28 protein-coding genes, 1 other RNA gene and 2 pseudogenes are annotated in these 25,606 nt (G+C 34.4%); 16 read left to right on the top strand and 15 right to left on the bottom strand.

What is annotated here, in order from left to right; genetic code table 11:
- Positions 1-57: 57 nt before the first annotated feature.
- The 4 genes from ACQH2P_RS01560 to ACQH2P_RS01545 all read left to right on the top strand — a co-directional run bounded on the left by ACQH2P_RS01560 (position 58) and on the right by ACQH2P_RS01545 (position 3,157).
- Positions 58-264: a hypothetical protein gene (locus ACQH2P_RS01560; RefSeq protein ID WP_425362728.1), complete on the top strand. Its 207-nt coding sequence runs from the start codon at positions 58-60 to the stop codon at positions 262-264.
- 395 nt (positions 265-659) lie between these two features.
- Complete coding sequence (locus ACQH2P_RS01555; protein ID WP_425362727.1) at positions 660-1,379, top strand: HD domain-containing protein; 720 nt, start codon at positions 660-662, stop codon at positions 1,377-1,379.
- 67 nt (positions 1,380-1,446) lie between these two features.
- On the top strand, positions 1,447-1,689 hold the full coding sequence (locus ACQH2P_RS01550) for a hypothetical protein (protein WP_425362726.1): 243 nt from the start codon (positions 1,447-1,449) through the stop codon (positions 1,687-1,689).
- Positions 1,690-1,837: 148 nt separating this feature from the next.
- Positions 1,838-3,157, top strand: coding sequence for an MFS transporter (locus ACQH2P_RS01545; protein ID WP_425362725.1), 1,320 nt, complete (start codon positions 1,838-1,840; stop codon positions 3,155-3,157).
- A gap of 342 nt (positions 3,158-3,499) precedes the next feature.
- On the opposite strand, the pseudogene ACQH2P_RS01540 reads toward ACQH2P_RS01545, so the two are convergent.
- The 3 genes and pseudogenes from ACQH2P_RS01540 to fabG form a co-directional block, all read right to left on the bottom strand.
- Positions 3,500-5,053 (bottom strand): annotated as a pseudogene (locus ACQH2P_RS01540) (methyltransferase regulatory domain-containing protein); the annotation flags it as partial.
- 104 nt (positions 5,054-5,157) lie between these two features.
- Positions 5,158-5,877 carry an outer membrane protein gene (locus tag ACQH2P_RS01535; RefSeq protein WP_425364077.1) on the bottom strand — a complete coding sequence of 240 codons (720 nt, stop codon included), beginning with the start codon at positions 5,875-5,877 and terminating at the stop codon, positions 5,158-5,160.
- A 293-nt stretch (positions 5,878-6,170) separates the two neighbouring features.
- The gene (fabG, locus tag ACQH2P_RS01530) at positions 6,171-6,896 is read right to left on the bottom strand and encodes a 3-oxoacyl-ACP reductase FabG (RefSeq protein ID WP_425362724.1); all 726 of its coding nucleotides are present in this window, start codon (positions 6,894-6,896) and stop codon (positions 6,171-6,173) included.
- A gap of 66 nt (positions 6,897-6,962) precedes the next feature.
- Here fabG and ACQH2P_RS01525 point away from each other — a divergent pair, with 66 nt between their 5' ends.
- Positions 6,963-7,124 (top strand): hypothetical protein, encoded by a 162-nt coding sequence (locus ACQH2P_RS01525; protein ID WP_425362723.1) that lies wholly within the window; start codon positions 6,963-6,965, stop codon positions 7,122-7,124.
- Between the two features lie 280 nt (positions 7,125-7,404).
- Here the strand turns inward: ACQH2P_RS01525 and ACQH2P_RS01520 are convergent, their stop codons facing one another.
- A complete protein-coding gene (locus tag ACQH2P_RS01520; RefSeq protein ID WP_425362708.1) occupies positions 7,405-8,451 on the bottom strand; it encodes an IS110 family RNA-guided transposase in 1,047 nt (348 codons plus the stop codon).
- A gap of 213 nt (positions 8,452-8,664) precedes the next feature.
- Between ACQH2P_RS01520 and ACQH2P_RS01515 the strand changes: the two genes are divergently transcribed.
- A complete protein-coding gene (locus tag ACQH2P_RS01515; protein ID WP_425362722.1) occupies positions 8,665-8,802 on the top strand; it encodes a hypothetical protein in 138 nt (45 codons plus the stop codon).
- A gap of 97 nt (positions 8,803-8,899) precedes the next feature.
- Here the strand turns inward: ACQH2P_RS01515 and recA are convergent, their stop codons facing one another.
- The 4 genes from recA to rnpB form a co-directional block, all read right to left on the bottom strand.
- A complete protein-coding gene (recA, locus tag ACQH2P_RS01510) occupies positions 8,900-9,940 on the bottom strand; it encodes a recombinase RecA (RefSeq protein WP_425362721.1) in 1,041 nt (346 codons plus the stop codon).
- A gap of 157 nt (positions 9,941-10,097) precedes the next feature.
- Positions 10,098-11,612, bottom strand: a complete 1,515-nt coding sequence (locus ACQH2P_RS01505) for a hypothetical protein (protein ID WP_425362720.1) — start codon at positions 11,610-11,612, stop codon at positions 10,098-10,100.
- Positions 11,613-11,902: 290 nt separating this feature from the next.
- Complete coding sequence (locus tag ACQH2P_RS01500; RefSeq protein WP_425362719.1) at positions 11,903-12,775, bottom strand: glycosyltransferase family 25 protein; 873 nt, start codon at positions 12,773-12,775, stop codon at positions 11,903-11,905.
- 21 nt (positions 12,776-12,796) lie between these two features.
- Positions 12,797-13,200: RNase P RNA component class A (gene rnpB, locus ACQH2P_RS01495), an RNA gene on the bottom strand.
- 112 nt (positions 13,201-13,312) lie between these two features.
- Here rnpB and ACQH2P_RS01490 point away from each other — a divergent pair.
- The 3 genes from ACQH2P_RS01490 (at position 13,313) to dnaJ (ending at position 17,289) form a co-directional block, all read left to right on the top strand.
- Positions 13,313-13,972 carry a hypothetical protein gene (locus tag ACQH2P_RS01490; protein WP_425362718.1) on the top strand — a complete coding sequence of 220 codons (660 nt, stop codon included), beginning with the start codon at positions 13,313-13,315 and terminating at the stop codon, positions 13,970-13,972.
- Between the two features lie 67 nt (positions 13,973-14,039).
- On the top strand, positions 14,040-15,929 hold the full coding sequence (gene dnaK, locus ACQH2P_RS01485; RefSeq protein ID WP_425362717.1) for a molecular chaperone DnaK: 1,890 nt from the start codon (positions 14,040-14,042) through the stop codon (positions 15,927-15,929).
- Positions 15,930-16,152: 223 nt separating this feature from the next.
- Positions 16,153-17,289 (top strand): molecular chaperone DnaJ, encoded by a 1,137-nt coding sequence (gene dnaJ, locus ACQH2P_RS01480; protein ID WP_425362716.1) that lies wholly within the window; start codon positions 16,153-16,155, stop codon positions 17,287-17,289.
- A gap of 318 nt (positions 17,290-17,607) precedes the next feature.
- Here dnaJ and ACQH2P_RS01475 read toward each other — a convergent pair whose 3' ends face one another.
- Together ACQH2P_RS01475 and terL are read right to left on the bottom strand one after the other, a co-directional pair.
- Positions 17,608-17,730 (bottom strand): hypothetical protein, encoded by a 123-nt coding sequence (locus ACQH2P_RS01475; RefSeq protein ID WP_425362715.1) that lies wholly within the window; start codon positions 17,728-17,730, stop codon positions 17,608-17,610.
- Positions 17,731-17,810: 80 nt separating this feature from the next.
- Positions 17,811-19,214, bottom strand: a complete 1,404-nt coding sequence (terL, locus tag ACQH2P_RS01470; RefSeq protein WP_425362714.1) for a phage terminase large subunit — start codon at positions 19,212-19,214, stop codon at positions 17,811-17,813.
- Here terL and ACQH2P_RS01465 point away from each other — a divergent pair.
- Positions 19,214-19,399 (top strand): hypothetical protein, encoded by a 186-nt coding sequence (locus ACQH2P_RS01465; protein ID WP_425362713.1) that lies wholly within the window; start codon positions 19,214-19,216, stop codon positions 19,397-19,399. The two genes, terL and ACQH2P_RS01465, sit on opposite strands and share 1 nt — an antisense overlap.
- A 17-nt stretch (positions 19,400-19,416) precedes the next feature.
- On the opposite strand, the gene ACQH2P_RS01460 is transcribed toward ACQH2P_RS01465, so the two are convergent.
- The gene (locus ACQH2P_RS01460; protein WP_425362712.1) at positions 19,417-19,689 is read right to left on the bottom strand and encodes a hypothetical protein; all 273 of its coding nucleotides are present in this window, start codon (positions 19,687-19,689) and stop codon (positions 19,417-19,419) included.
- A pseudogene (locus ACQH2P_RS01455) lies at positions 19,686-20,054 on the bottom strand (phage portal protein); the annotation flags it as partial. The gene ACQH2P_RS01460 and the pseudogene ACQH2P_RS01455, both read right to left, overlap by 4 nt.
- Before the next feature lie 81 nt (positions 20,055-20,135).
- On the opposite strand from ACQH2P_RS01455, the gene ACQH2P_RS01450 reads away from it, so the two are divergent.
- The 4 genes from ACQH2P_RS01450 to tnpB all read left to right on the top strand — a co-directional run bounded on the left by ACQH2P_RS01450 (position 20,136) and on the right by tnpB (position 21,695).
- Positions 20,136-20,426: a hypothetical protein gene (locus tag ACQH2P_RS01450; protein ID WP_425362654.1), complete on the top strand. Its 291-nt coding sequence runs from the start codon at positions 20,136-20,138 to the stop codon at positions 20,424-20,426.
- An 89-nt stretch (positions 20,427-20,515) separates the two neighbouring features.
- Entirely contained in the window at positions 20,516-20,872 is a 357-nt protein-coding gene (locus ACQH2P_RS01445) for a transposase (RefSeq protein WP_425362711.1), read from the top strand.
- Between the two features lie 56 nt (positions 20,873-20,928).
- Entirely contained in the window at positions 20,929-21,354 is a 426-nt protein-coding gene (locus ACQH2P_RS01440; protein ID WP_425362592.1) for a hypothetical protein, read from the top strand.
- Positions 21,342-21,695: an IS66 family insertion sequence element accessory protein TnpB gene (tnpB, locus tag ACQH2P_RS01435; RefSeq protein ID WP_425362591.1), complete on the top strand. Its 354-nt coding sequence runs from the start codon at positions 21,342-21,344 to the stop codon at positions 21,693-21,695. The genes ACQH2P_RS01440 and tnpB overlap by 13 nt, the downstream gene beginning before the upstream one ends.
- Here the strand turns inward: tnpB and ACQH2P_RS01430 are convergent.
- The 3 genes from ACQH2P_RS01430 to ACQH2P_RS01420 all read right to left on the bottom strand — a co-directional run bounded on the left by ACQH2P_RS01430 (position 21,692) and on the right by ACQH2P_RS01420 (position 23,766).
- Complete coding sequence (locus tag ACQH2P_RS01430) at positions 21,692-22,801, bottom strand: IS66 family transposase (protein ID WP_425362590.1); 1,110 nt, start codon at positions 22,799-22,801, stop codon at positions 21,692-21,694. The two genes, tnpB and ACQH2P_RS01430, sit on opposite strands and share 4 nt — an antisense overlap.
- A gap of 302 nt (positions 22,802-23,103) precedes the next feature.
- A complete protein-coding gene (locus ACQH2P_RS01425; protein ID WP_425362589.1) occupies positions 23,104-23,337 on the bottom strand; it encodes a hypothetical protein in 234 nt (77 codons plus the stop codon).
- Between the two features lie 147 nt (positions 23,338-23,484).
- Complete coding sequence (locus ACQH2P_RS01420; protein ID WP_425362710.1) at positions 23,485-23,766, bottom strand: IS630 transposase-related protein; 282 nt, start codon at positions 23,764-23,766, stop codon at positions 23,485-23,487.
- Here ACQH2P_RS01420 and ACQH2P_RS01415 point away from each other — a divergent pair.
- Positions 23,760-24,335 (top strand): ISAs1 family transposase, encoded by a 576-nt coding sequence (locus ACQH2P_RS01415; protein ID WP_425362709.1) that lies wholly within the window; start codon positions 23,760-23,762, stop codon positions 24,333-24,335. The two genes, ACQH2P_RS01420 and ACQH2P_RS01415, sit on opposite strands and share 7 nt — an antisense overlap.
- Positions 24,336-24,442: 107 nt before the next feature.
- Positions 24,443-25,489 carry an IS110 family RNA-guided transposase gene (locus ACQH2P_RS01410; protein WP_425362708.1) on the top strand — a complete coding sequence of 349 codons (1,047 nt, stop codon included), beginning with the start codon at positions 24,443-24,445 and terminating at the stop codon, positions 25,487-25,489.
- Positions 25,490-25,606: the final 117 nt, after the last annotated feature.

Here is a 25,606-nt window from a genome sequence, read left to right as displayed (position 1 = left end):
TGCTATATTTAAATCCTTTGGCATTTAATAAAAATATAGTTATGCTCATAGGATTAGGTGATAAAGAACATAACGATTGTAAGTTGTCATTCCCGCGAAGGCGGGAATCTAGATACCTGCTTTCGCAGGTATGACACAAAGTTTGTATCACCTAATTCAATAGGTTTCACTATATATCATTTAAATAAATTACACAATAAATTATATAGATTTACTCCGTCTAAAAATTGGATATTTTATGGACTATGTATGGCATTTTTATAAGTCAAGCTCCATCAAAGTTATCGCCAATCAGGGCAGTTTAAAAATCGCAACTAATGATAGAAATGCTAAATTACAGAAACAAGTAGTTGTCATCGCGAGCCACGAAGTGGCGTGGCGATCCAAATAAACAGTTTGCTGCTTTATTTTTACCGCTGCAATTTTTGGATTGCCGCGTAGCCGCTTTGCGGCTCCTCGCAATGACGACTACTCACCTAAATAAAACTGGGCTTTTACTATTAGTTGCGACTTTTAAATTGCCCTGATCGCCAATAAGTTAATCTCAAGAGTAAGAATTTAACCTAATAGTGATATTTTAAGAAACATGTAATAAATGCTTAGCGATGATTCAATTTGTGGTATAATATCTAGTATGATATAATAATAGGAAGGCTCTCATGCAAAATAGTAATAAATGGTCGTCAAAATATGCAGATTGTATCTATGCTACTACGTTACTCAGTAAATTAGAAAAACTAAACCAGCAAGTGACTCAGCCAGTAGATATGAATGAGGTTAGGAGAGGTATATATTATGCCAAAAAATATCATGGTAGCCAAATGCGCCTATCAGGCGTTCCCTATTATTCCCATCCAATAGAGGTAGCTAACATGGTTGCCGAATATACAGGATTAGAAATGCCCAAATATTATAGGACTGATATGATCATCACCAGCTTACTGCATGATACTATTGAAGATACGGAATTAACCGAAAATATGATATCTCGAGTTTTTAGCAAACAAATTGCCAGACAAGTGGTAGATTTGACCAGGGTTAAAACTCATGGAAAAATTAGCTCATCAGAAACATTAGATTTATTATTTCAACAAAAAAAATATGATGTAGCATTGATTAAATTATTTGATCGAATTCATAACTTACAAACCGTAGGAGCTAAATCACCAGAAAAGGCAATGAAGATCATTAGTGAAACAGTAAGGCACTTTCTAATTCTTTCTACATACTTAGAAGTACCACAAGCCGAGCAACAATTAATAAAATTATGTTATAAAAGTTTTCTGACTAAACAACCAAGTGCCGATGAGTCTAAGAAAAATATCCAGACTATTTTGCCAACTTTTCAAAATGAAATAACCCGTATGCAAAACCAATAATTATAGGAATCATAATAAACCATAATCCCCCATTACCAAAATGCTATAGTTATGCTCATAGGATTAGGTGATAAAGAACATAACGATTGTAAGTTGTCATTCCCGCGAAGGCGGGAATCTAGATACCTGCTTTCGCAGGTATGACACAAAGTCTGTATCACCTAATTCAATAGGTTTCACTATACCTTGCACAGCACGACAGATGATTACTATCCAGGAGCAGCTCACCTTACGCATGGCATTTAAAAGTCATAGGGAAAACAGCACAACGTCATTGCAAGGAATCACTTTAGTGACAACTGTAAGTTAAAAATATGATCCACATTTATTTAGATTTTTATTACACTAGTGATATTGTTACAATCATAATATTTATTATTTCAACTTTTTATATTTTTTTCTTGCTATCATCAACTAAATTAAACGATATTAATAATTATAAGTAATTAGGTAAAGAAATGATAACATACCAAAATCATAGAGTCTTAACAAAAGAACAGAAAGAAGCGGTAGGGTTATTGTCAATTGGAACATTTTTGGAGTATTTTGACCTGATGCTCTATGTTCATATGGCAGTCTTTCTGAATGAGTTATTTTTTCCACAAACTGATCCGCACACTGCTACTCTTCTATCGGCTCTTGCCTTCTGCTCCACTTTTGTTTTTCGACCAATTGGTGCTGTGCTATTTGGTTGGATAGGTGATAAAGTAGGTCGTAAAGCTACGGTAGTTGTCACAACTTTTATGATGGCATGTTCTTGTTTGGTGATGTTTAGTTTGCCTACTTATGCCCAAATTGGCATTACTGCTTCTGTCTTAATCACTATTTGCCGGATATTTCAGGGCATATCATCCTTAGGAGAAGTAATAGGGGCAGAATTATATTTAACAGAAATGACCAAACCACCTTTACAATATCCTGTTGTTGGTGTCATTTCAATATTTGCTGATCTAGGTGGAGTATTTGCTGTAGGTGTTGCAGCACTGGTTACTTCACATGACTTTAATTGGCGATATGCTTTTTTATTTGGTGCAGTGATTGCCCTGGTGGGAGCTGTGGCAAGAACGCGTCTTAGAGAAACTCCAGAATTTGCTGATGCAACCAAAAGATTGCTAAATAAACTTAAAACTTTTGGTTTAGAGAGAAAGGATATTACTAATCAGCAAATGTTAAATGAGAAAGTTAATATAAAAACTATATTAGCTTATTTGTCAATTGAATCGACTGGACCAATTTGGTTTTATTTCTTATATATGCATTGTGCTACTATACTTAAAACCACCTTCAATTATAGTGTTGAACAAATTATCAGTCACAATTTCATTGTTATAGTAGCAAGATTCCTTACTGCTATTCTATATGCTTATTTGAGTTATAAAATATCTCCACTAAAAATTTTAAAAATGAAATTAGTAATTTGTGTTAGTATTATTATATTTGTACCATATTTATTAACTAATATCCCATCGCCTTTCTATTTGTTATTATTGCAGTTGTTTATATTGCTATTTAAAACAGGAATATTTCCTGCGGCTCCAATGATTTATAAACAGTTTCCTGTATTTAAACGTTTTAGATGTGTTAGTATCTCATTCGCTGTGGTACGGGCAACAATGTATGTTATTACTTCTTTTGGATTAGTTTATTTAATAGAATATTTTGGTAATTGGGGATTACTAATATTATTTGTACCATTCCTTATGGCATATGGGTTTGGTTTGCGTCATTTTGAAATGTTAGAAAAATTACGCAATATATATCCCCCGTCAAAAGTCTAAAGATACAACATCTGCTATGTTTAAACAAAAAGGATGTCATTCCTGCGTAGGCAGGAATCTATAATATCTCAGGGCTTTTTGCCCACTATTTTAGATCCCTGCTTTCGCAGGGATGACAAGCTTGGTATTGTGATTAGGTTATAAAAACTTTGTAAATCCATAAGGTTTTTGACAAAATAGGGTGAAAATCTTATGGATTTTGATGTGATTTTTAACCGCAAACATGTATTACCTCTCATACCTACAGCCTTTTTGACGGAGCAACTAAATAGTCAACTATAGTGGTCGAATAGGCGTTTATTTTCGCCCATTCAAAACAATATTACCAGTAATACCCTATCTTTAAATCAGCAAAGCATTAGACACAAAGTTAGTCAACGTAGGTTGCAAGAAAGATGTTAATTCTTTATTGATTTCATCAATATTCTCGATTTTATTACCATCTCGACTTAAGGTCATCTCACCAGAAGTAACATGCTGCATGACAGATTCAATTATTTGCTTATGGTCATGCTTACCATCCATATATCGCAAAGCAAACTTCTCAAAAAGGTTAATACCTACCACTTCATGTCTTTGGTTTGTTACCCACATATTGGATGTATGAGTTACCTGATATGAAATAAGCTGTGATGCTTTAGGTTTATCAAGATTTACTTCTTTCCTAGTATTCTGCAATGTGATATTAATATATCCTTGCAACACTAACTTCATGGCGTTAGCCAGAAACTCAGTCTTTATTTCATTCAATTTTGAGCCATTCAATTTTTTATTACTACTCACGGCAATTTTATCAAAACTCATCGGATTATTGATATTCTCAGAGAAAGTGTAAAGTATCGCTTTCATATAAGGAGAAGATGTTGATAAACTATTATCCTTATTACCATTATGAAAAAACTTCACGGCTTCAAGCGAATTAAGGTCTATCTCAACAGAAGGCTTTTCTGGTACTATATTAAATGTCATATTAAACTTAGTAATATCCTCATTATTGATAGATCTATTTAATTTTACACTATTGTGGCAAAGCAAAGTTGACCTAAATCGACGATTGGTAATGAAGTCCATATATTGTTCTATTCTAACAATATCATTTATCGCTTGTAATTTTTCTACTACTTTTGCAGGCATATTTCCTAAATACATGGTAGAAATATTACAATCAGACAGATATTGTAGATTATTTTTTTTAGCCTCATCCATAAATTCATGAAAATAATATTGTACATTATCTTCTTCTAAATGGTCATGACGCAAATAATGGTCATTTTGTTTGGCAAGCAAACTAGCTTCAGCCTGTAACACTTGAGCATAAGGAGACTTAGAATCTTTCAAGCTATCATTAACGAATTCAAGTAATAATCTAGATTGAGTAACTTTATCCTTAATGTTATCAAAAGTATTCGAGTGATAAAGCATCATATCTCTTATCGGACGAATCATATTCCAGCCAGGTAGTGTATTATAACTAATATACATGATTCCATTGTCTGATAAATTTTTATTACCTATCTCAAAAATCTTATCCTGAACTAATTTTGGTACCCAGGAGATTACTCCATGGCAAATTATATAATCAAATTTACCAAATGATTCGTCAATATCTGTAATAGAATAATGTCGAAATTCTATGTTTTTAAGATCTAATCCTTCTTTATATTTATTAGCTTCATCTATTTGCACTTTAGATAGATCAACCCCAACAAAATGTGCTTTAGGATAATTAACAGCATGAGGTATTAAATTACCGCCTGCAGCACACCCTAACTCTAAAACCCGTGCAGTCTCAACTGCTGGTGGTTTCATACCAAATAACACAGCTAGTGTCTGTATATGGTATGGAGAGGTTAAGGCATACGAATAACTATCATAAGGCACTTCATCGTATGTATTCTGAGGGGTTGAGGTAAGCTCCAAATTAGTAGTCATATGTTCTCCACACTAAATTTAAACGAATTATACACTAAAAAACTTAATACACTAATAGTCTTTTTACATTAAATTGGTAATTTATAAGTAAACCCTATACCAAATTCTCCAACCCCCATGGTCTTTTTGATGGGAGCTGCTGGTGTAAATTTCTGGGTTTTCATATCCAGAGTATCATAATTAACCTTTATTGAATGAACAGCTTGTAATTTTACTGCTATATCAATGCTGAAATTACTAGATAAATCCTTAGAAAATCCAAGACCTACTTGCCAAGCGAAACAATTACTACGAGTAGCTCTAATTCTAAAATATTCTACATCCATTAAATTCCAACGAGAAGAAGCAGAGCTAACTTTTACCTGGGCAATTCCAGCCCCTAATATGACAAAAGGAGTGATTTCTTTAATTTTATCAAAATCATATACCAGATTAAGTATATATAGATTAGAAATTATCTTAGTGGTGCCTGGAGTTTGTGGTATAATTAAACTGGCAACCTCTTGTTTGGGTAGAACGTAATTTAGTCGGTATTGTGGATGATGCGTTACTGAAAACTCAATAGCCATTTGCGGGTAGAAGCTATAACCAATCTTACCACTATACATCTTAGCCCTTTTTAAGGTAAAACCACTACCTGAACTATGGCAAAATTTCTTCACCACCGGTTCTGCTATGCCAGCTTCCGTCCCAATATAAAAAAATCTCTGATCAGCCTTAATCTCATCTGCCTGAGCATTGGTAAAAAATAATGAACATATATAAATTATAGACAATATTTTTGGTATACGCAAATGCTTTGGAGAATTGGCTCCGCAAAACTTCGGGGTATTCGCGTACTCACGTACTAATTGTACACTCCGCTCGCTCACCCCTTGTTTTACGATCCAATTCTTCAGATCATTTGCGTATAATTTATTCATTATAATTTTATGCTTATTGAAAGCGTGAATTATATAATTATCCACTGATAGGTCAATATAAAAAATTTTTAGCTAACCCGTTAAGGTTCTAATGGATTGCACGACCACTACGTGGTCTTACCAATAGACGGAGTAATCTTATTCGGATAGCTATATGTTTATACCATCACCAATCCACCATTAACATGGATAGTTTGACCAGTAATATAGGAAGACTTATCGCTTGCTAGGAAAGCTACTACATTTGCAACATCCTCCGGTGTTCCAAGGGTTCTCAGAGGAATTTTTTGCATTATCGCTTCTTTTTGAGCTTCGTTTAACTTATCAGTCATGTTTGATTTAATAAAACCAGGAGCAACTGCATTAATTGTGATCCCCCTACTTGCCACCTCAAGTGCTAGAGATTTTGTCATACCTATCATCCCAGCTTTGGAAGCACAATAATTTGCTTGTCCTGGATTACCAGAAACTGCAACCACAGATGCTATATTAATTATTCTACCATAACGAGTTTTCATCATTTTTTTTATCGCTTCACGATTTAGAATAAAACTAGCTTTTAAGTTGATATTTATAACTTGCTCAAATATTTCATCGGACATTTTTATTGCTAACATATCGTTGGTGATTCCGGCATTACAAACCAAAATATCTATTTGCTCAAGATTAGCCACCAAGTTAGTGCATTCATCGCTATTAGCTAGATTACATGGTACTATCGTATAATTATCTTTTAAGTTATGGCCAAGTTCTTGTAGCTTCTCTTGGTTACTACCACTAATTACTACATGGCTACCAAGAGAGTGTAGTAGCTTAGCAATGCTACCACCAATTGCTCCAGACGCTCCAGTAATTAGAGCTTTTTTATCAGTCAAATCTATCATTTTAACTCCAATTTCTAATTATTTAAGTATAGCTAACCCGACCGAAGTTGCCATTCCCGCACTCCCTTGTCATTCCCACACTCCCTTGCCATTCTTAGCAACGGCGGGAATCTAAGATCCCACAACTGTCGAAAGCTAGAAGAGGAAGCGGTTTTAGATATAGTTATGCTCATAGGATTAGGTGATAAAGAACATAACGATTGTAAGTTGTCATATATGGACGAGTGAATTTGTCAATAAAGAAAATAAAAAATAGAGCCACAAAGGAAGCGGTCATATATTCGGCATCGAGTGCCATAATGGTTTCTGCATTCTTCTAAATATCCTTGAGTAACCTCTCATTCCCACGGCTTCTAGAGCCTCGACATAATTGCGGATTTTGTTCAGAATACTTATTTCATTAACTCTTTTACTTTCGTTCTCTTTATTGTTACTAACTTACTCGCAATATTTACCAATTGCCATTCTTTTGCTTAATTGACATAAATTATCCTTCTTGCCAACAGCGCTAATTTGCGACATACTCGCTGCCATTGGTAACTACTGCATAAGCTATTCTAGCTAATTTATTCGCTAAACCAACACATATAATATTATATGATTTGTTTTCAGCAAATTTCTTCACTGCCCACTGAACTAGCTTATCTTTTGATTCTTTATCGCTTTTGGCTCTTATTGCTATTGTTCTTGCAGCTTGAATCAACATAGTTCTAGCATATCTATCACCTTGTTTGCTAATTCCTCCTAAAACTATCTTATCTCCTGAGGTGTATTGTTTTGGCACCAAACCAAGCGACGCAGAAAAATCCCTCGGGGTTGCGTAATTTTCCATTGGTGCTACGCTCAAACAACTAGCATTGATTGCTCCAATCCCAAAAATTGTCTGCAACCTAATAGCTTTCTCATTCTGTTTATTATTACTGATTATCAGCTTTTCTAAAGTTTTTTCTTTGTTACACAAATTCTCAATTTCTTCACATTCTAAAAGTAAAATTGACTGTACCCCAGAAGTTATATAACCTTCTATATACGCTAATTCTACCTCCGACTTACATGCTTTGCAAAATTTATTTTTGCTTAATTTTGTATTATAACCATATTCATATAAACTTGATATTGTAGAATTAGTTTTTTGTACTCGATCTCTGATCGTATTACTTCGGATTTTATGCAAAAATTTTATATCTTGTTCCTCTTTGCTTTTGGGTAACACATCTTTTAGCTCTGGATCGCGAGCAGCTTTACATATTGCTAAGGCATCGTTATAATCATTTTTCTGCCTCGATGTTGCATAAATTTTTACATCTTTTGTTTTCATCAACTTAACTTGCAAATCAAGCTTGTTAATTTCTTGCGACCAATAATTACCTCCTCCACATGCTTCCATGACCACCAGTGAACTTTTATTGAGATTGTTTAAACATCCTATTAACTCATCTCTTTTAACTTTTTGATGACCGACTTTTTTGCCATTTTGATCAACTTGCACCAAGTGCATAATATTTTTTGCTAAATCTATTCCAATTATACTATTTTCTATGCTATTATTTATCATGGTATGGACCTATTAATTAAATTGTTATTTAATTTGGAGCAACTGAAAAACATTTTTCACCAGACTCCGTACAAGTAAAGCATATTTCGCTTCACTCGTCCATACCATCATTCCCGCTTATGCGGGAATCTAGATACCTGCTTTCGCAAGGTTAACACAAAGTTTGTATCACCTAATTCAATAGGTTTCACTATAGTGTACTTTAAAAGTCGTATGTGGTCAACGTCATTGCGAGAAGACCGTAGGTCGACGAAGCAATCCATAAAAGTAACCAAAAATGGATTGCTTCGTCGGTTCACGCCTCCTCGCAATGACGCCAGTTATTTTTCCACAACTTTTAAATTACCATGATAACCTCTAAACCCGCTCTACCTTCTAACTTTCGACAGTTGTGGCTAATATCCCGCACCGAAGCAGGGATGACATAAGACAGGATTGCTTATATTTGTTATTCATCCTCTTCTATAATTACTGTTTCACTATCAAAGATAATATTAGCATTATGAGAAGATTTTTGACGAATTAATTGTTCTATTTCGCAACAGATAGCTGGATGTTCTCTTAGGTAATGTTTAACATTCTCTCTACCCTGCCCTATACGAGTATCCTTATAGGAAAACCAAGAACCAGACTTTTCTACTATTTCAAACTTAACGCCAAGGTCAATTATCTCGCTTTCTTTAGAAATACCACTACCATACATTATGTCAAATTCTGCAGTTTTGAATGGTGGAGAGACTTTATTTTTAACAACTTTGACTTTAGTTTGACTACCTACTACTTCCTCTTTATCCTTGATTGATGAAATTCTTCTGATATCTAGCCTCACTGAGGCATAAAATTTTAAAGCATTACCACCTGTAGTAGTTTCTGGGCTGCCAAACATAACACCTATTTTCATTCTAATTTGATTAATGAAAATAATTATACAATTAGTTCTGGAAATCGATGCGGTAAGTTTCCTAAGGGCTTGGCTCATTAATCTGGCTTGTAACCCCATGTGGGAGTCACCCATTTCTCCTTCAATCTCTGCTTTAGGTACAAGAGCGGCAACACTATCGATAACAACCATATCAATAGCTCCAGAGCGTACTAGAGTATCAGTTATTTCAAGAGCCTGTTCCCCGGTGTCTGGTTGAGAAATAATAAGCTCGTCAATATTTACTCCAAGTTTTTTGGCATATGCTGGGTCTAAAGCATGTTCTGCGTCAATAAAAGCACAAGTGCCACCTTTCTTCTGTGCTTCAGCAATTACATGTAGAGTTAAGGTAGTCTTTCCTGAACTTTCCGGTCCAAAAATTTCAATAATCCTTCCCTTAGGTAAACCACCTATACCAAGTGCTATATCAAGCCCTAGCGATCCTGTTGGTATTGCCTCAACATCTACAGCCCGACGTTGACCAAGTTTCATGACCGAACCTTTACCATAACTTTTCTCGATTTGGCTAAGTGCGGCAAGTAGTGCTCTTTCTTTGTCTATAACATTCATTTTTAGAATCTGCTAAATAAAATCAAGTTAAATTTATAAAGTAACATACGAGAGAAATCCAGTAAAATAATATTTGTAAAATGTCATTCCCGTACTCCCTTGTCATTCCCACCTACGCTGAAAGGGCATCTTACAATGACGAAGTAATATTATTGAGTTAGCTATACACAACATTTTTTGCTTTGCAATGTCTGAGTTTCAGATAAATTGGCAAGCTAAACAATGTTAAAACTCTTATGACATAGTAGTAACGGTAATCACACGCCATAGTAACAAAAAATAGTACTACCGAGAACACAAGACCTATAGCGACAACATAAATTAGAATAGCTTTTTCAGGATTATTAGATTGTTTATTTGTTAAAATGGCTATTAAATAAACAAATATTAGTATAAAGCTAATAAAATTCTTAGTTACTACCCTTGGAAATGCGTCTAAGTAACTTATCATCAGGTTTTTCACATGATTTTTTTTAAGATAAATGCCATATTTTTGTGCTTCGTTAGGATCAATAAGTAAATCGTTATTATAGTACCCAGACTCCTTCATTAACAAAATGAAATTCTTCATGCGATGTTTAAGAAAAGCGAGTGGATGGTGAATTACAGCTCTTATATAACTAGACTCCATCTCTTGTAATTTTATGGGGTCTGACGTAGAATTGTAAATCCCATTATCACCAGAAACTAAATAATTAACTAACCCAGGAGTATAGAGGGCTTTAAGCTTTTCAAAACTATATATTTTATTTTCTTTAACATAGTCTGGTAGTACATCATCATTATCTATTTCAACACTTATCCCTGCCATGTCAAATAATAGGCGTACTTGCTTTGCATGACTATCTGTAGAAAAATGCTTAGCAAGCTGATTATTACCCTCTATTATTAGTAAGGAAAGGATAGTAGTAATTATTATTCTGATAAACCAATTATAGCTAACCCGACTAGCATTTAGCCATAGTAAACTGACGTCCGTCATTGCGAGGAGTAGCGAAGCACGACGAAGCAATCCATTCCTGGTCACTTTTGTGGATTGCTTCGTCGCTACTAAAGTAGCTTCTCGCAATGACGTCTGTGAACTTGGCATAATGTTAGCCGGGTCAGCTATAGCTTTAAGATAAACTGACAATACAAAAAAAACTAAAATTGGTGCGATAAATTGTGCTTGAAATTTAACGCCAACAACATAAAAAATAACTAATAATAGTCCAATAACTGTCAAACAAGATGGTCGGTTTTGATGATAGATATAAAAAACACAACTAGCTACTACAAAAAAACTACCTACGGCAAACCCTATATCTTTCCAAATTATGCCAGATTGAGCTAATATATTTGGCAGAAATGGTATTACAAAATAAAGATATCTATATTTATTTTGTGGGTCAGCATAAAAAAGCAATAATATACCTCCCCACAAAAACACTAAATGCAATAATAGCATTACCTGTGGACCTTGATAGATATGATTGAGTAACGACCACACCATTGACATTAAAGGCGGATGATGAGAGAAATAGTTTCCACTAATACTTTGTTCATATTGATAAAAACTATCAAACGACATTCCACCAGGATAGGCTGATAAGAAATGTAAAAACATTAAGACGAAACATAAAATAACGGGATAATATTTACGCCAAAATTCTGTATAAAAAATATTCTTCATAATTAAAAAAAATCCTTGAGATATTATATAGCTAACCTGTTAAGGTTTTAGATAGCTTCTCCGTCATTGCGAGGAAGACCGTAGGTCGACGAAGCAATCCATTTTTGTGTTAACCTTGCGAAAGCAGGTATCTTAGATTCCCGCCTACGCGGGAATGGACAACTTACAATGTCATCCCTGCGAAAGCAGGTATCTTATCCCGACTACGCGGGAATGACATAATTACACGGGAATGACAACTTACAATTGCTTCGTTGGTTTATACTCCTTTCAATGACAAATGACAAGAGCTAATGTTGAATCTCCCCTCCCTTTTGAGGAAACATTTCACCAATGATCGAATCTCCTTCTGGATTAATTGGAAATGGCCACATAACATAAGCTTCCATTTTCTTTGAAACAATGCTACGCTCCATTACATGATCTATTGGCCAAGTAAATTTCTTACTAGAGTCAAGCAACACTCTTGCTGCAGGTAAGCTAATCATATATGCCGTTGCTGTAGTAAAGCCTATGTCATTAGTGCCTATTTTTTTCAAAAGTGGATTATTATGCACACTGAGAAATACCTTTTCTTTAAAATGGATCATATACAAATAAACGAAATCCCAATATGATGGAAGTGTGTTTATAGTTTTTAGAAATTGTTCCCGGAAATTTGCACTAAGTACTGAGTCATCTTCCAATATTAATGCATATGGAATATTTTTTTGAACCATTTTATACCAAATCTCTCGGTGACTGCAATATACGCCAAATTCTCCAGCAGTTAGGGTACGAGGTAATATTGAAAAATCAGAATAATATTCCACATCTTCTGAAGGACACCGAATAGTATAATAACTATTTGCTAATAAGAGTTCAGGATTGCTTTTTATCTCTCGACCGGAAAATTTTAATCCCTTATCATCAACGGTTTCTAGTAAATACCCGTCAACAGCATTAAATCTTTCGTAATTTAACCCATTCTTTTGAAGTTGCTGAGTTATTTTTTGATATCTTTCTGGGCTACGATCCAAGTTTACTACAAAAATCTTAATATCCTCTTCTAATATCGCCTTAGTTTTTAATACTTCTGTAGGTAGAAATTTAAATAACGAAAAAGAAATTATAATAACTGTTAGTAACAGTACTATATGTTTATATTTTATATTTCTATGCATTTTAAACCAATTTTAACAACAAAGAAGTGATGGTCTGTAAGCCGGATTTTGTATAGATAATATTTCTATTATCTATTGCAGTTATTTATCTAGGATAAATGTTACCATTTACCTCAAGCGATCTACCCGCACTACTACTAGCCAGAGATGCCTAGGAACATGTAAGTTCTGTAGTGCCTATTTGATCTTGCTCTTGGTGGGGTTTACCATGCGTAGCTTGTTACCAACCTACCGGTGTGCTCTTACCACACCATTTCACCCTTACCAAACCATGTTAAATTATAATTTGGCGGTATATTTTCTGCGGCACTTTCCCTAAAAGATTACTCTCCCGCTGGACGTTAACCAGCACCATATCTCTGTAGAGTCCGGACTTTCCTCGTAAATTCTAGTATAGATTTTTACGCAACTGCACGACCATCGAGGTGATTATGTTTTAATATAGTTGCCTAGTCAATGATTTTTTTTACTAGAACACTTAGTGCTAGCTAAAAATATGCTATTATTGATTTTTTCAAGATAAATAATTATAAATTTATGGTAGTAAGTATAAAAATTGCCGCTGAATTACGGGATAAATTACATGGCTTAAATCTTTTTAATCCGCAACATCTACAATTTTACCAAGAAATGGCATTTACTTTTATTAAAGGTAATGAAAATGAAATATTACAGATATATAAAGATATTAAGGGCAATAAGACTATAGGGACAGGCTTTAACATGGATAATCCAAGAGCAAAAACTATTTGGCAGGCAATATTTCAGGGTTTGATATCATTTGATAAAGTTTATAATGGTGAGCAAACTATTACAACACAACAATCTCGAATGATATACGACTATAAGAGTGCCGTTAATCGCATCGAACTAAAAAATATTTATGGCAAATCCTGGGATAAGCTAAAACCTAACGAGATGCTGATGATTGAGGATTTGTATTGGAATGGTGGTAATAAGCTAGTGGGTAAATTTACCAAGTTTTTTAAGCATATGGTTCTTTATGCTGAAAGCTCTAAGTTAAAACATCTTACACAAGGATTAATTGAAGTAAGAGAAGGTTCTAATAAAGAGAGAATTAGGGGAATTCAAAATCGTAGAAATGTGCAAAGTGAAATAGGCGATTCGTCCAAATGCCCTACCCTATTCTCATATAGTGGATATTCTCACGATTTTTTTCACTACCACCTCTTGTAAAATAGACTGTAAGTCACTATATCAAAACTTATTAAGTTGATTTGTTTAATTGGAATTAGGAGTGTATATGGCAAAAATCATAGGTATAGATTTAGGAACAACAAATTCCTGCGTTGCAGTAATGGAAGGCAAAGAACCAAAAGTTATAGCAAATGCTGAAGGGATTAGAACGACTCCATCAATGGTAGGATTTGCTAGCGGTGGTGAAAAGTTAATTGGCGAACCAGCAAAACGCCAAGCTGTAACCAACCCAAGGAATACTTTATATGGCGTTAAAAGATTGATAGGTAGGAATTTTTCTGATCCTATGGTTAAAAAAGATCAAGACCTTGTACCGTACCAGATTGTAAAAGCTGCTAATAATGATGCTTGGGTCGAAGTTAACGGAGAGAAATATTCACCTAGCCAAATTAGTGCTTATATTCTCCAGAAAATGAAAGAAACAGCTGAAAATTATCTTGGTGAAAAAGTAACGCAAGCAGTTATTACTGTCCCAGCATATTTTAACGATGCACAGCGTCAAGCAACTAAAGATGCTGGGAAAATTGCTGGTTTGGAAGTATTAAGGATAATCAACGAACCAACAGCAGCCGCTTTAGCATATGGTTTTGATAAAGCTGAAAGCAAAATAATTGCCGTTTATGATCTTGGTGGCGGTACGTTCGATGTATCAATTTTAGAAATAGGTAACGGAGTATTTGAGGTTAAATCTACCAACGGTAATACTTTCCTTGGTGGAGAAGATTTTGATTCAAGAATTCTAGATTATTTAATTGATGAGTTTAAGAAAGAAAGTGGTATGGATTTACGTAAGGATCCTTTAGCTTTGCAACGTCTGAAGGAAGCTGCGGAAAAAGCTAAAAAAGAATTATCGTCTGTACCGCAAACTGATGTTAATTTGCCATATATTACGGCTGATAGCTCAGGCCCTAAACATTTAAATATAAAATTTACTAGGGCAAAATTAGAGTCCTTAGTGGCAACGTTAATTGATGATACAATAGAGCCATGTAGGAAAGCATTAAAAGATGCTGGGCTAAAAGCTTCGGATATTCAGGAAGTAGTACTTGTTGGTGGTATGACTAGAATGCCAAAAGTTATTGACAAGGTAAAAGAATTTTTTGGTCGCGAACCACATAGAGGAGTAAATCCTGATGAGGTCGTAGCTTTAGGTGCTGCTATTCAAGGCGGGGTGTTAAACAAAGAAGTTACTGATATATTATTGTTAGATGTTACCCCTTTATCTTTAGGTATTGAAACTCTTGGCGGGGTGTTTACTAGGCTGATTGATCGTAATACAACTATTCCTACTAAGAAAAGTCAAACATTCTCTACAGCTGAAGATAACCAACATGCCGTAACAATTAGAGTTTTCCAAGGTGAACGGGAAATGGCATCTGCTAATAAACTGCTTGGACAATTTAATCTTGATGGTATACCACCTGCATCACGAGGAACACCTCAAATTGAAGTAACCTTTGATATAGACGTTAATGGTATAGTTCATGTTTCGGCCAAGGACAAAGCTAGTGGCAAGGAACAAAAAGTAACTATCCAGGCTTCTGGGGGGCTTAGTGATAAAGAAATTGAACAAATGGTAAAAGATGCGGAAAAAAACGCTGAGGATGATAAAAAGCGTCGTGAACTAATTGAAGCTAAAAATAGTGCAGACAGCTTAGTTTATTCAACAGAAAAGACTCTAAAAGAATATGATAGTAAAATATCAGCTGACGATAAACAACAAGCAGAAAACGCTATAACAGAGTTAAAGGCAGCTTTAGAGTCAGATAAGCTTGAAGAAATTAAAGCAAAAACTGACACTCTGATGACAGCAAGTATGAAGCTTGGAGAAGCCATGTACAAATCTCCGTCAGGCGATGATAGTAACGCGGGAGCTGAGGCAAGTAATGACGATAAAGTAGTTGATGCTAATTACGAGGATGTAAGTAATAAGTAATTATTAATGAATGTAGATTGCCACGACCACTATGTGGTCTCGCAATGACGGAAAAGTACTTTTGCCAAAGTCATTGCGAGGAGCTACTTTAGTAGCGACGAAGCAATCCATTCTTGACTACTTTTATGGATTCCTATGGTCTTCCTCGCAATGACGTTTGTGAATTGAGGCAATGCTAATCTAGTTAGCTAAAAATAAAATTTAAAATAAGATATCTTTAATTATGTCGACAAAAGATTATTACCAAATACTTGGAGTTAATGAATCTGCTAGCCAAGAAGAAATAAAAAAGGCTTATCATAAATTAGCGATGCAGTATCATCCTGACCGTAATTCACAGGATCAACAAGCAGAAAAAAAGTTCAAGGAAATAAGTAGTGCTTATGATGTGCTAAAAGATGAACAGAAAAGAGCGGCATATGATCGTTTTGGACATGAAGCTTTTCACAATTCAGGAGGAGCATCGTCAGCCAGAAGACATGCTGCTGGAGGAATGAATCCTGATTTAAATGATATATTTGGTGATTTTTTTAATGATTTTATGGGCGGTGGGGCAAGAAGACAACGCCAACCAACTAGCGTTAGAGGCTCAGATCTAAAATATGACATTACAGTTACTTTGCCAGAAGCATTTCGTGGTATCGACAGAAATATTAGTTTTACTAGTGAAGTAAAATGTTCACCATGTAACGGTAGCGGTTCAGAAAATAATAATACTGACATGACCAAATGTGATGATTGTAAAGGAAAAGGGGTTAAAATAATACAACAAGGCTTAATCATCTTAGAACAAACTTGTGCAAAATGCCAAGGTGCAGGACAAATAATTAAAAATCCATGTAAAAAATGTCATGGTCAAGGGCGTTATTCACAACATAGAAATTTATTGGTAAATATTCCAGCTGGTATTGAAGAAAGTACAAGAATAAGGCTTACTGGGGAAGGAGATGCTGGAATACGAGGAGGCAATAACGGGGATTTGTATATTTTTGTTACTGTTAAGCCGCATGACCTGTATAAAGTTGATGGAATTAATCTGCATTGTAGACTGCCTATTAGTTTTATTAAAGCTATTTTAGGTGGAGAAATAGAAGTACCAGATATAGAAGGTGGTAAGGTAAGGTTAAAGATACCCGCCGGCACACAAAATGGCGAACAACTCAGGCTAAAAGGCAAAGGTATGTCTAAGGTTAGGTCAACCATTAGAGGTGATATGTTTGCCCACATGCATATTGAAATACCAAAGAACCTTACTAAAAAACAAAAAGAATTACTAGAGCTGCTAGATAAAGAATTGACAAGCGACAAAGATGAAGATGATGCTAGTTTTTTTAATAAAATGAAAAACTTATGGTCATAAAACTTAATTTATAGCTAACCCGATTAGTATTTTTTACGTCAAACTAACATCTAGGAGACTGTCGGAGATGACTAATTAATTATATTTTGAGCTATTTTTAGGCGAGAAGTTCACAGGGACTTGTCATCCCTGCTTCGGTGCGGGATCTAGATTTCCGCCGTTGCTAAGAATGACAAGGAAAAGCGGGAATGACAAGAGAGTGCGGGAATGGTGCTAAAACTGTGATGTCATCCCTGCTTTCGCAAGGTTAACACAAGAATGGATTGCTTCGTCGGCTCACGCCTCCTCGCAATGACGCCAGTTATTTTTCCGCAACTTTTAAACTATAGTGAAACCTATTGAATTAGGTGATACAAACTTTGTGTCATACCTGCGAAAGCAGGTATCTAGATTCCCGCCTACGCGGGAATGACAACTTACAATAGTTATGTTCTTTATCACCTAATCCTATAGGCATAACTATATAATCTAGTATTTTATATCATTAGTTGCGATTTTTAAACTACCCTGCTCTATGCCAATCAAAACCCCCGTATCCTTGCTAGTGATTTGTTCGATCGCTCTTTTATAAAATTCAAAAATTGGCTAACCGAATCAACTATATCATCATTTTTACAATGTGGAAAACTTAACAATTCGTTGAGTAATATAGTGTTAAAAGCCGATTGTTTTGGTAAAACTACGGCTGCAGATTGGAATAAAGCTAAAACCGAGGAAAATCTAGTGATTTTATCAAGTTTAGGCTTTATGGCAACTATATTAACAACCCCGTCTAATCTTAAATCTTGTATAACTTGCTGACCACTGGCTTTATCTTCAATTAATATATATCTAGGACAATATTTCTTGGCTAATTTCTCTACTTGCCCTTTTAACTCTGGATAAGTGACTTTCTGCCTGAACAGCCCGACAAGATAATATTTCTTATCTAAAATGCCCCAAGAGCTACAAACACTATAATCAGCATTTTCTGAAATTTTAATTGCAGTATCCCAGCTTTGCACAAAATAATCAAATTTCTTCGGTATAGTTTCGTAAAAACTAATATCCTCAATATTTAACAATATACAATTATTCGATATTGGTTCTTGCAAATATTGAGCAGCATAATTATGCACCCCAATTTCTTGTTCTAATTTAATAAGATAATCAGGATTATCGCGAAAACTATGTAAAATATCACCTATAACATATTGATATTTATAGTTATTAATTGAAAATATTTGTTCTCGTTTCGCCATAGCTGGAATTTTCAAATGATGCCAATAATTGGAATTTGCCAACAAATGTCCGCTTAAGTCTTCTTCATGTAATCTTTGCATAACTAATACTATTGCTCCGGTGTTTTTGTTGTTAAGTCTGGTAACAAATGTTTGTTCAAACCATTCAATTACCCTCTTACGCATTTTGGGTGAGTTGATTTGAGTAGGGTTATGTGGGTCATCAATAATAAGTATATCACCCCCCTCACCTGTCGCCGAACCACCAACTGACGTAGCAAACCTAAAACCATTATTATTTGTCAAAAATTTACTTTTCTGATTATGTTTTTTACTTAAAATAGTCTTCGGAAAAATTTGCTGATACCAGTCGGAAGTAAGTATCAAACGACAATCTAAAGAATGTTTTACACTTAATACTTGAGAATAGCTGGCAGACATAATCCTTTTTGCTGGATCATGCCCTAATATCCAAGCTGGCCATGCTACTCCAATACATACAGATTTTAGAGACCTGGGTGGCATATTGATGATTAGCCTCTTAATATCCCCATTCTGTACTGCTTGCAAATATTCAGCAATTAGCTCAATATGCCAATTGGCTTGATATTCTATTCCAGGATTAATGGTATTAAATACTTTATTGATGAAACTATTAAAATCTTGTCTCAATATTGCATGTAATAACTTCTTCGGATAAGTCATTGATATTCCTACATACTATCTTTAATGTCATTCCAGCAAAAGTGCATAAAACGGCGTCATTGCGAGGAGGCATGAGCCGACGAAGCAATCCAGTCTTAATGAATAATGGATTGCCACGACCACTGCGTGGTCTCGCAATGACGGTATGTTGCAAAGTGGCTCCTCGCAATGACGGGGAGAGATGACACTATTTTGTCCTAAGTTAACTTTTTAGAGTATATTTACTCAAAAATTCAGCTATGATTTCTTTATCCTCTTCTTTCATTATGGTATTTTCATTTAAATACTCATCTTTGCTAAGCTTATTCAGCTGGATAATTAAATTAACTAATTTATTCAGTGTTTCAGTAATATTTTTTTTAATTATTACCTCTCCCTTGGATTTTTTTGATCCTAGCTCGTCTAACTCGACTTCAAGGAGAGAAACTATCTTAGTAATAAAACTATATAATGTGGCAATTGTGTCGTTTGTCATAATCTATCTCCACCATCTATAGGCTTCAGACCGACAAGAGACCTTTTCTCGTTTAAAGTCATAAAACTAGCATTAGAGATTTTAGCCCATAAATTCTCACGTTTTTCGGTCAATGCTGAAATACTATCACGATCAAAATCAATAATAATCTCCTCTTGATACCAGTGTGACAACCAGTTACCTAAAGCATCTGATAATTTATCAAGCAACGGAATTAACGTCTCTTCCCACAGAGCTAATCTAGCTTCTTGCATATTACTATAAGTATTATCACCATTAATACCTAGCAATTGAGGGGGGATACCAAAAGCCAAAGCTATCTCCCTAGCTGCAGAATTTTTTGCCTCAATAAAATCCATATCTTTGTATACTTGCAGCAAAACTGCATAACTCTATCTAATTTTTTTGTTAGTATAAAATTTATTTTATAAATTTGGGTTCCTACTATGCAAATACCATCAATTACTATTGAGCAAGTAGCTCAGCAATTTAAAGCCTGGCGTCAAACTAAAACTAACAAGTTTGATCCCATACCAAACCATCTAAAGGAATTAGTTCGCCAGCTACTCCATCACTATTCTTGCAAAGATATAGCCAAACATCTCAATATTAATAAAACAATAATTAGTTCAATTCAACGTATACTTGCAGCAAAACTGCAACAAGATATTAATTTCCTTCCATTTCAACTAGTAAATTCTATAGATAGTCTCCCCGTCAAAAGTCTAGAAGGATAATATATAATATGGTTAGCGGGTAAAAATATCTAGATAATCCATAAGAAAATGCTATAATATTGGCAGAAACCTTATGGATTGTATGAATTATGCCGATAGAAGATATAATAAAATCCCAAAAACAAGGACAGCTTTTTGGTTATAAATTGACCGAAGAATTAAACCCTAATAACAAGTTATATAAATTAAGATCGTTAATAAATTGGACTGTTTTAGAGGAATGGTTATTGACAAATGTTAATATCAAGAAATTTGGTAGGAATCGCAGATGTCACAGGTTATTACTTGGAGTAACTATGCTGCAAGCGATGTATAACCTGTCAGATGCTGCAGCTGAAGAAGAGCTGAGAGAGAACGTATATTGGCAATATTTTTGTGGTTGGGAATATTTGCAGAAAGATGCTGAGATATCAGAAGCTAGGTATACTTGCAGCAAAACTGCATAACTCTATCTAATTTTTTTGTTAGTATAAAATTTATTTTATACATTTGGGTTCCTACTATGCAAATACCATCAATTACTGTTGAGCAAGTAGCTCAGCAATTTAAAGCCTGGCGTCAAACTAAAACTAACAAGTTTGATCCCATACCAAACCATCTAAAGGAATTAGTTCGCCAGCTACTCCATCACTATTCTTGCAAAGATATAGCCAAACATCTCAATATTAATAAAACAATAATTAGTTCAATTCAACAAGCCCATCAACCTTCCCTCAAAACTTCTCCTACCTCAACTTCAAATAAAGTTCTACAACACGATATTAATTTTCTCCCATTTCAACTAGTAAATTCTATAGATACTGATCCTGTGGCTACTCCCAAACAAAATTACTACACTTGCCACATTATTAAGCCAAATGGTACCAAGCTTATTATTCAAACACTAGAGCTAAAAACCATAATTCAAACATTTCTATGCTGCAACTAACCCCTCAGTCAGTTATTTTTGTTGCCACTATTGCCATCGACTTTCGTAAGGGTATCGATGGTTTAATAGCTGTTTGCAGACAAAAACTTTCTTCCAACCCTCTTAATGGTTCCTTGTTTTTATTCTATAATAAAAACAGAACTGCCATTAAAATTTTGTCCTTTGACGGTCAAGGCTTTTGGTTATGCTCTAAACGCCTATCCAAAGGTAAATTTACGGCAAAACTTTCCCCATCTGATAATTCATCTTATCAGATTTGTTATAGAACCTTACACATTCTTATTCATAATGGCGATCCTAGTTCTGCCAAACTCTCCAATGATTGGCTTCCTGTCATTTAAGCTGCCGTCTCGATTAATTCCGTATTATTTATATATCTTGCATAGGCAAAAGGTGTATAATTCGTAGGATGCTTCTTTGCTTTGCTACTCTGCTCTTGCAGCCAATTTAAATATTTAAATGCATTGATCCCGTTCTCACTACAAGTCTTTACTATACTATACAGACCACTATGTATCTCAGCACTATTGATTGTTTTAAAGAATAATGAATTCTTCCTTTGTAAAATAATGGTACGTAGTGACCTCTCAGCCCAATTATTATCAAGACTGCTAACTGGAATTTTCAAAAATTGCGTCAAACCTTCTTTATTATTTAACCAATATTTCATAGCTTGCCCAAACCTACTATTAGGCTCAACTTTCTTGTCGTTAAATAATTCGTCTATTTTGTTATATATGTTTTCTATATATTTACTGCTATGTTCCTGATGGTACTTCAGCTTTTCCTCAAGGCTCATCTCTTTACATTGATGTTCATTATGGTAAATCCCACCAGTTTGTTTGAGAAAATATCCGCATTCTTCAGGATAGTATGGTTCATTATCTGTAAATTTCCTCTGTCCATGTGATAAACAGTTGATCATAATTATTATTGCTAGTAATTCTTTATCTGCTTCTGATAATACTGGGTTATTATTGTTACTTGCATCAGTCATTAAATGAATAGAATCAGTCCTATTCTTACGATTCTTTAGTACGTTACCAATATTTTCCCCGCCATGCTTATTACCGGTAAAATATAAAACTATCACCTCATTATTGGCAGTCTTAGCACATATAGTAGTGGTATAACAGCTGCGTCCTTTCTTATTTTGAGTACGTAATTTTTTATTGGCTACAGTAATTTCTAAAATTCTAGCTCTAGTATCATCAAGATTCAGTGAGCTACATTCGGCAGCCATTTCCAATAATACCCTGTAAATTTCAGCTCCACCACCTTCTTGCCAAACATCTAAATATTGTTGCCACAACGAGCTATATGATACAGGAACCCCGCTTAAACTTTGCAACCTAGATAAACGATAGAAGGGAGTACCGTAGGTCTTTTGTAACACTATTGCACTTTTGCTACTATTTGTCCATTTGTTGATATTCTTATTGTTCATAACTGTATAATCGCAAGCATTACAGCGTAACGTTTTCTTTACATATCTGTTGACTGTAATTGGAGCATTACCTGTAAATTGTAGCAATTTTCTAGCTTCACTATTATAGAGTTTACCATTATCACAGTGAGGACAGCTATCACCACTACAAAAATTCTCAGGAGCTAAATAGCTGGTATTTGCATCCTGATAATCATCAAATCCATATTTACCTTGCCAATTACTGCGATCTCTCTTCTTGGACTCATCGTACTCTTCTTCATTACCACCATTCTTATTATCAGATTCACTCGGTGGTTCTTTTAATGAATCTGAACTATCTTTTTTTTGTTATCTGCCTTAAAACCAATCATCATCTCCTTAAGCTTATTTATACTGATGTTTGATGATGCTAGCTTGTCTATTAGTTCGTTACAAAATTTCACAAGTTCTATCACCGCTTGCTGATCATCTCCTGTTAATGAACTTGCCTTAATATGTTGTATTAGTTCTTCTCGTTCCTCAGCACTTAAGGTCGCTACTTTTGGCTTTTTCATTTTGATTCATTCATTACGTTTAATAATTGAAATGTTATAGTATAACTGATAGTTTTTCAACCAGTTTTTTTACTAATCGGTGATATTTGCATAGTAGGAACCCAAATTTATAAAATAAATTCATACTACCAAAAAAATTTAATAGAGTTATGCAGTTTTGCTGCAAGTATACGCTATTTCTGTAAGCGTTAACGAGTTACCCTTTTCTACTAAATGACGCAACTCCGATAAATCAGGGATTTTATGACCATATCCTTTCTGGTATCCCTCCTTTGACTTTATATCTCCAGTTTGTTTCTTTAATCTAATCCAATCATAGATTATTGACCGACTAATTTTAAAGGTTTCGCATGTAAGTGCTACTTTCTTATATTTCTCATAATGTTCTATAACTCTAGAACGTAAATCGTAACTGTAGGGGGATGCCATATTTCTATTATATAATTTTTTTATTATTTATCATTATAACTTATTTGAATCCATATGTTAAGTGCTATATAACTTTATTCGGCAAAGTTATTGATAGTAAAAAGAATGAGATTACATCTATTCCAGAAGCAATAGAGTGTTTGGATATCAAAGGAGCAATAGTTAGTATTGATGCAATGGGGTGTCAAAAAAATATAGCTAAGCAAATTGTAGAGAAAGAGGGTGATTATATTTTGGGTTTAAAGATGAATCACCCTGGATTGTACAACGAGGTTGAAAAAACTTTTCAGACAGAGGTTTTTGAGTTTTTAGGAACGGATATTGCAGGAACATATGAAAAGGGACATGGCAGAATTGAGGAGAGAAAATGTCGCATAATTCGTGATATTAAGAAAATAACTAATGATGATCAATGGGCTAGTTTGAGTTCTGTTATTGAGATCAAAAGAAAAGTAGTTGAAAAAAATAAAGTGTCAGAATCAGTAAATTATTATATAGTTATGCTCATAGGATTAGGTGATAAAGAACATAACGATTGTAAGTTGTCATTCCCGCATAAGCGGGAATGATGGTATGGACGAGTGAAGCGAAATATGCTTTACTTGTACGGAGTCTGGTGAAAAATGTTTTTCAGTTGCTCCAAATTAAATAACAATTTAATTAATAGGTCCATACCATGATAAATAATAGCATAGAAAATAGTATAATTGGAATAGATTTAGCAAAAAATATTATGCACTTGGTGCAAGTTGATCAAAATGGCAAAAAAGTCGGTCATCAAAAAGTTAAAAGAGATGAGTTAATAGGATGTTTAAACAATCTCAATAAAAGTTCACTGGTGGTCATGGAAGCATGTGGAGGAGGTAATTATTGGTCGCAAGAAATTAACAAGCTTGATTTGCAAGTTAAGTTGATGAAAACAAAAGATGTAAAAATTTATGCAACATCGAGGCAGAAAAATGATTATAACGATGCCTTAGCAATATGTAAAGCTGCTCGCGATCCAGAGCTAAAAGATGTGTTACCCAAAAGCAAAGAGGAACAAGATATAAAATTTTTGCATAAAATCCGAAGTAATACGATCAGAGATCGAGTACAAAAAACTAATTCTACAATATCAAGTTTATATGAATATGGTTATAATACAAAATTAAGCAAAAATAAATTTTGCAAAGCATGTAAGTCGGAGGTAGAATTAGCGTATATAGAAGGTTATATAACTTCTGGGGTACAGTCAATTTTACTTTTAGAATGTGAAGAAATTGAGAATTTGTGTAACAAAGAAAAAACTTTAGAAAAGCTGATAATCAGTAATAATAAACAGAATGAGAAAGCTATTAGGTTGCAGACAATTTTTGGGATTGGAGCAATCAATGCTAGTTGTTTGAGCGTAGCACCAATGGAAAATTACGCAACCCCGAGGGATTTTTCTGCGTCGCTTGGTTTGGTGCCAAAACAATACACCTCAGGAGATAAGATAGTTTTAGGAGGAATTAGCAAACAAGGTGATAGATATGCTAGAACTATGTTGATTCAAGCTGCAAGAACAATAGCAATAAGAGCCAAAAGCGATAAAGAATCAAAAGATAAGCTAGTTCAGTGGGCAGTGAAGAAATTTGCTGAAAACAAATCATATAATATTATATGTGTTGGTTTAGCGAATAAATTAGCTAGAATAGCTTATGCAGTAGTTACCAATGGCAGCGAGTATGTCGCAAATTAGCGCTGTTGGCAAGAAGGATAATTTATGTCAATTAAGCAAAAGAATGGCAATTGGTAAATATTGCGAGTAAGTTAGTAACAATAAAGAGAACGAAAGTAAAAGAGTTAATGAAATAAG

This window comes from Candidatus Tisiphia endosymbiont of Hybos culiciformis, from assembly GCF_964030975.1.
Taxonomy (GTDB): Bacteria; Pseudomonadota; Alphaproteobacteria; order Rickettsiales; family Rickettsiaceae; genus Tisiphia.
This window is presented reverse-complemented; position numbering and strand designations above follow the sequence as displayed.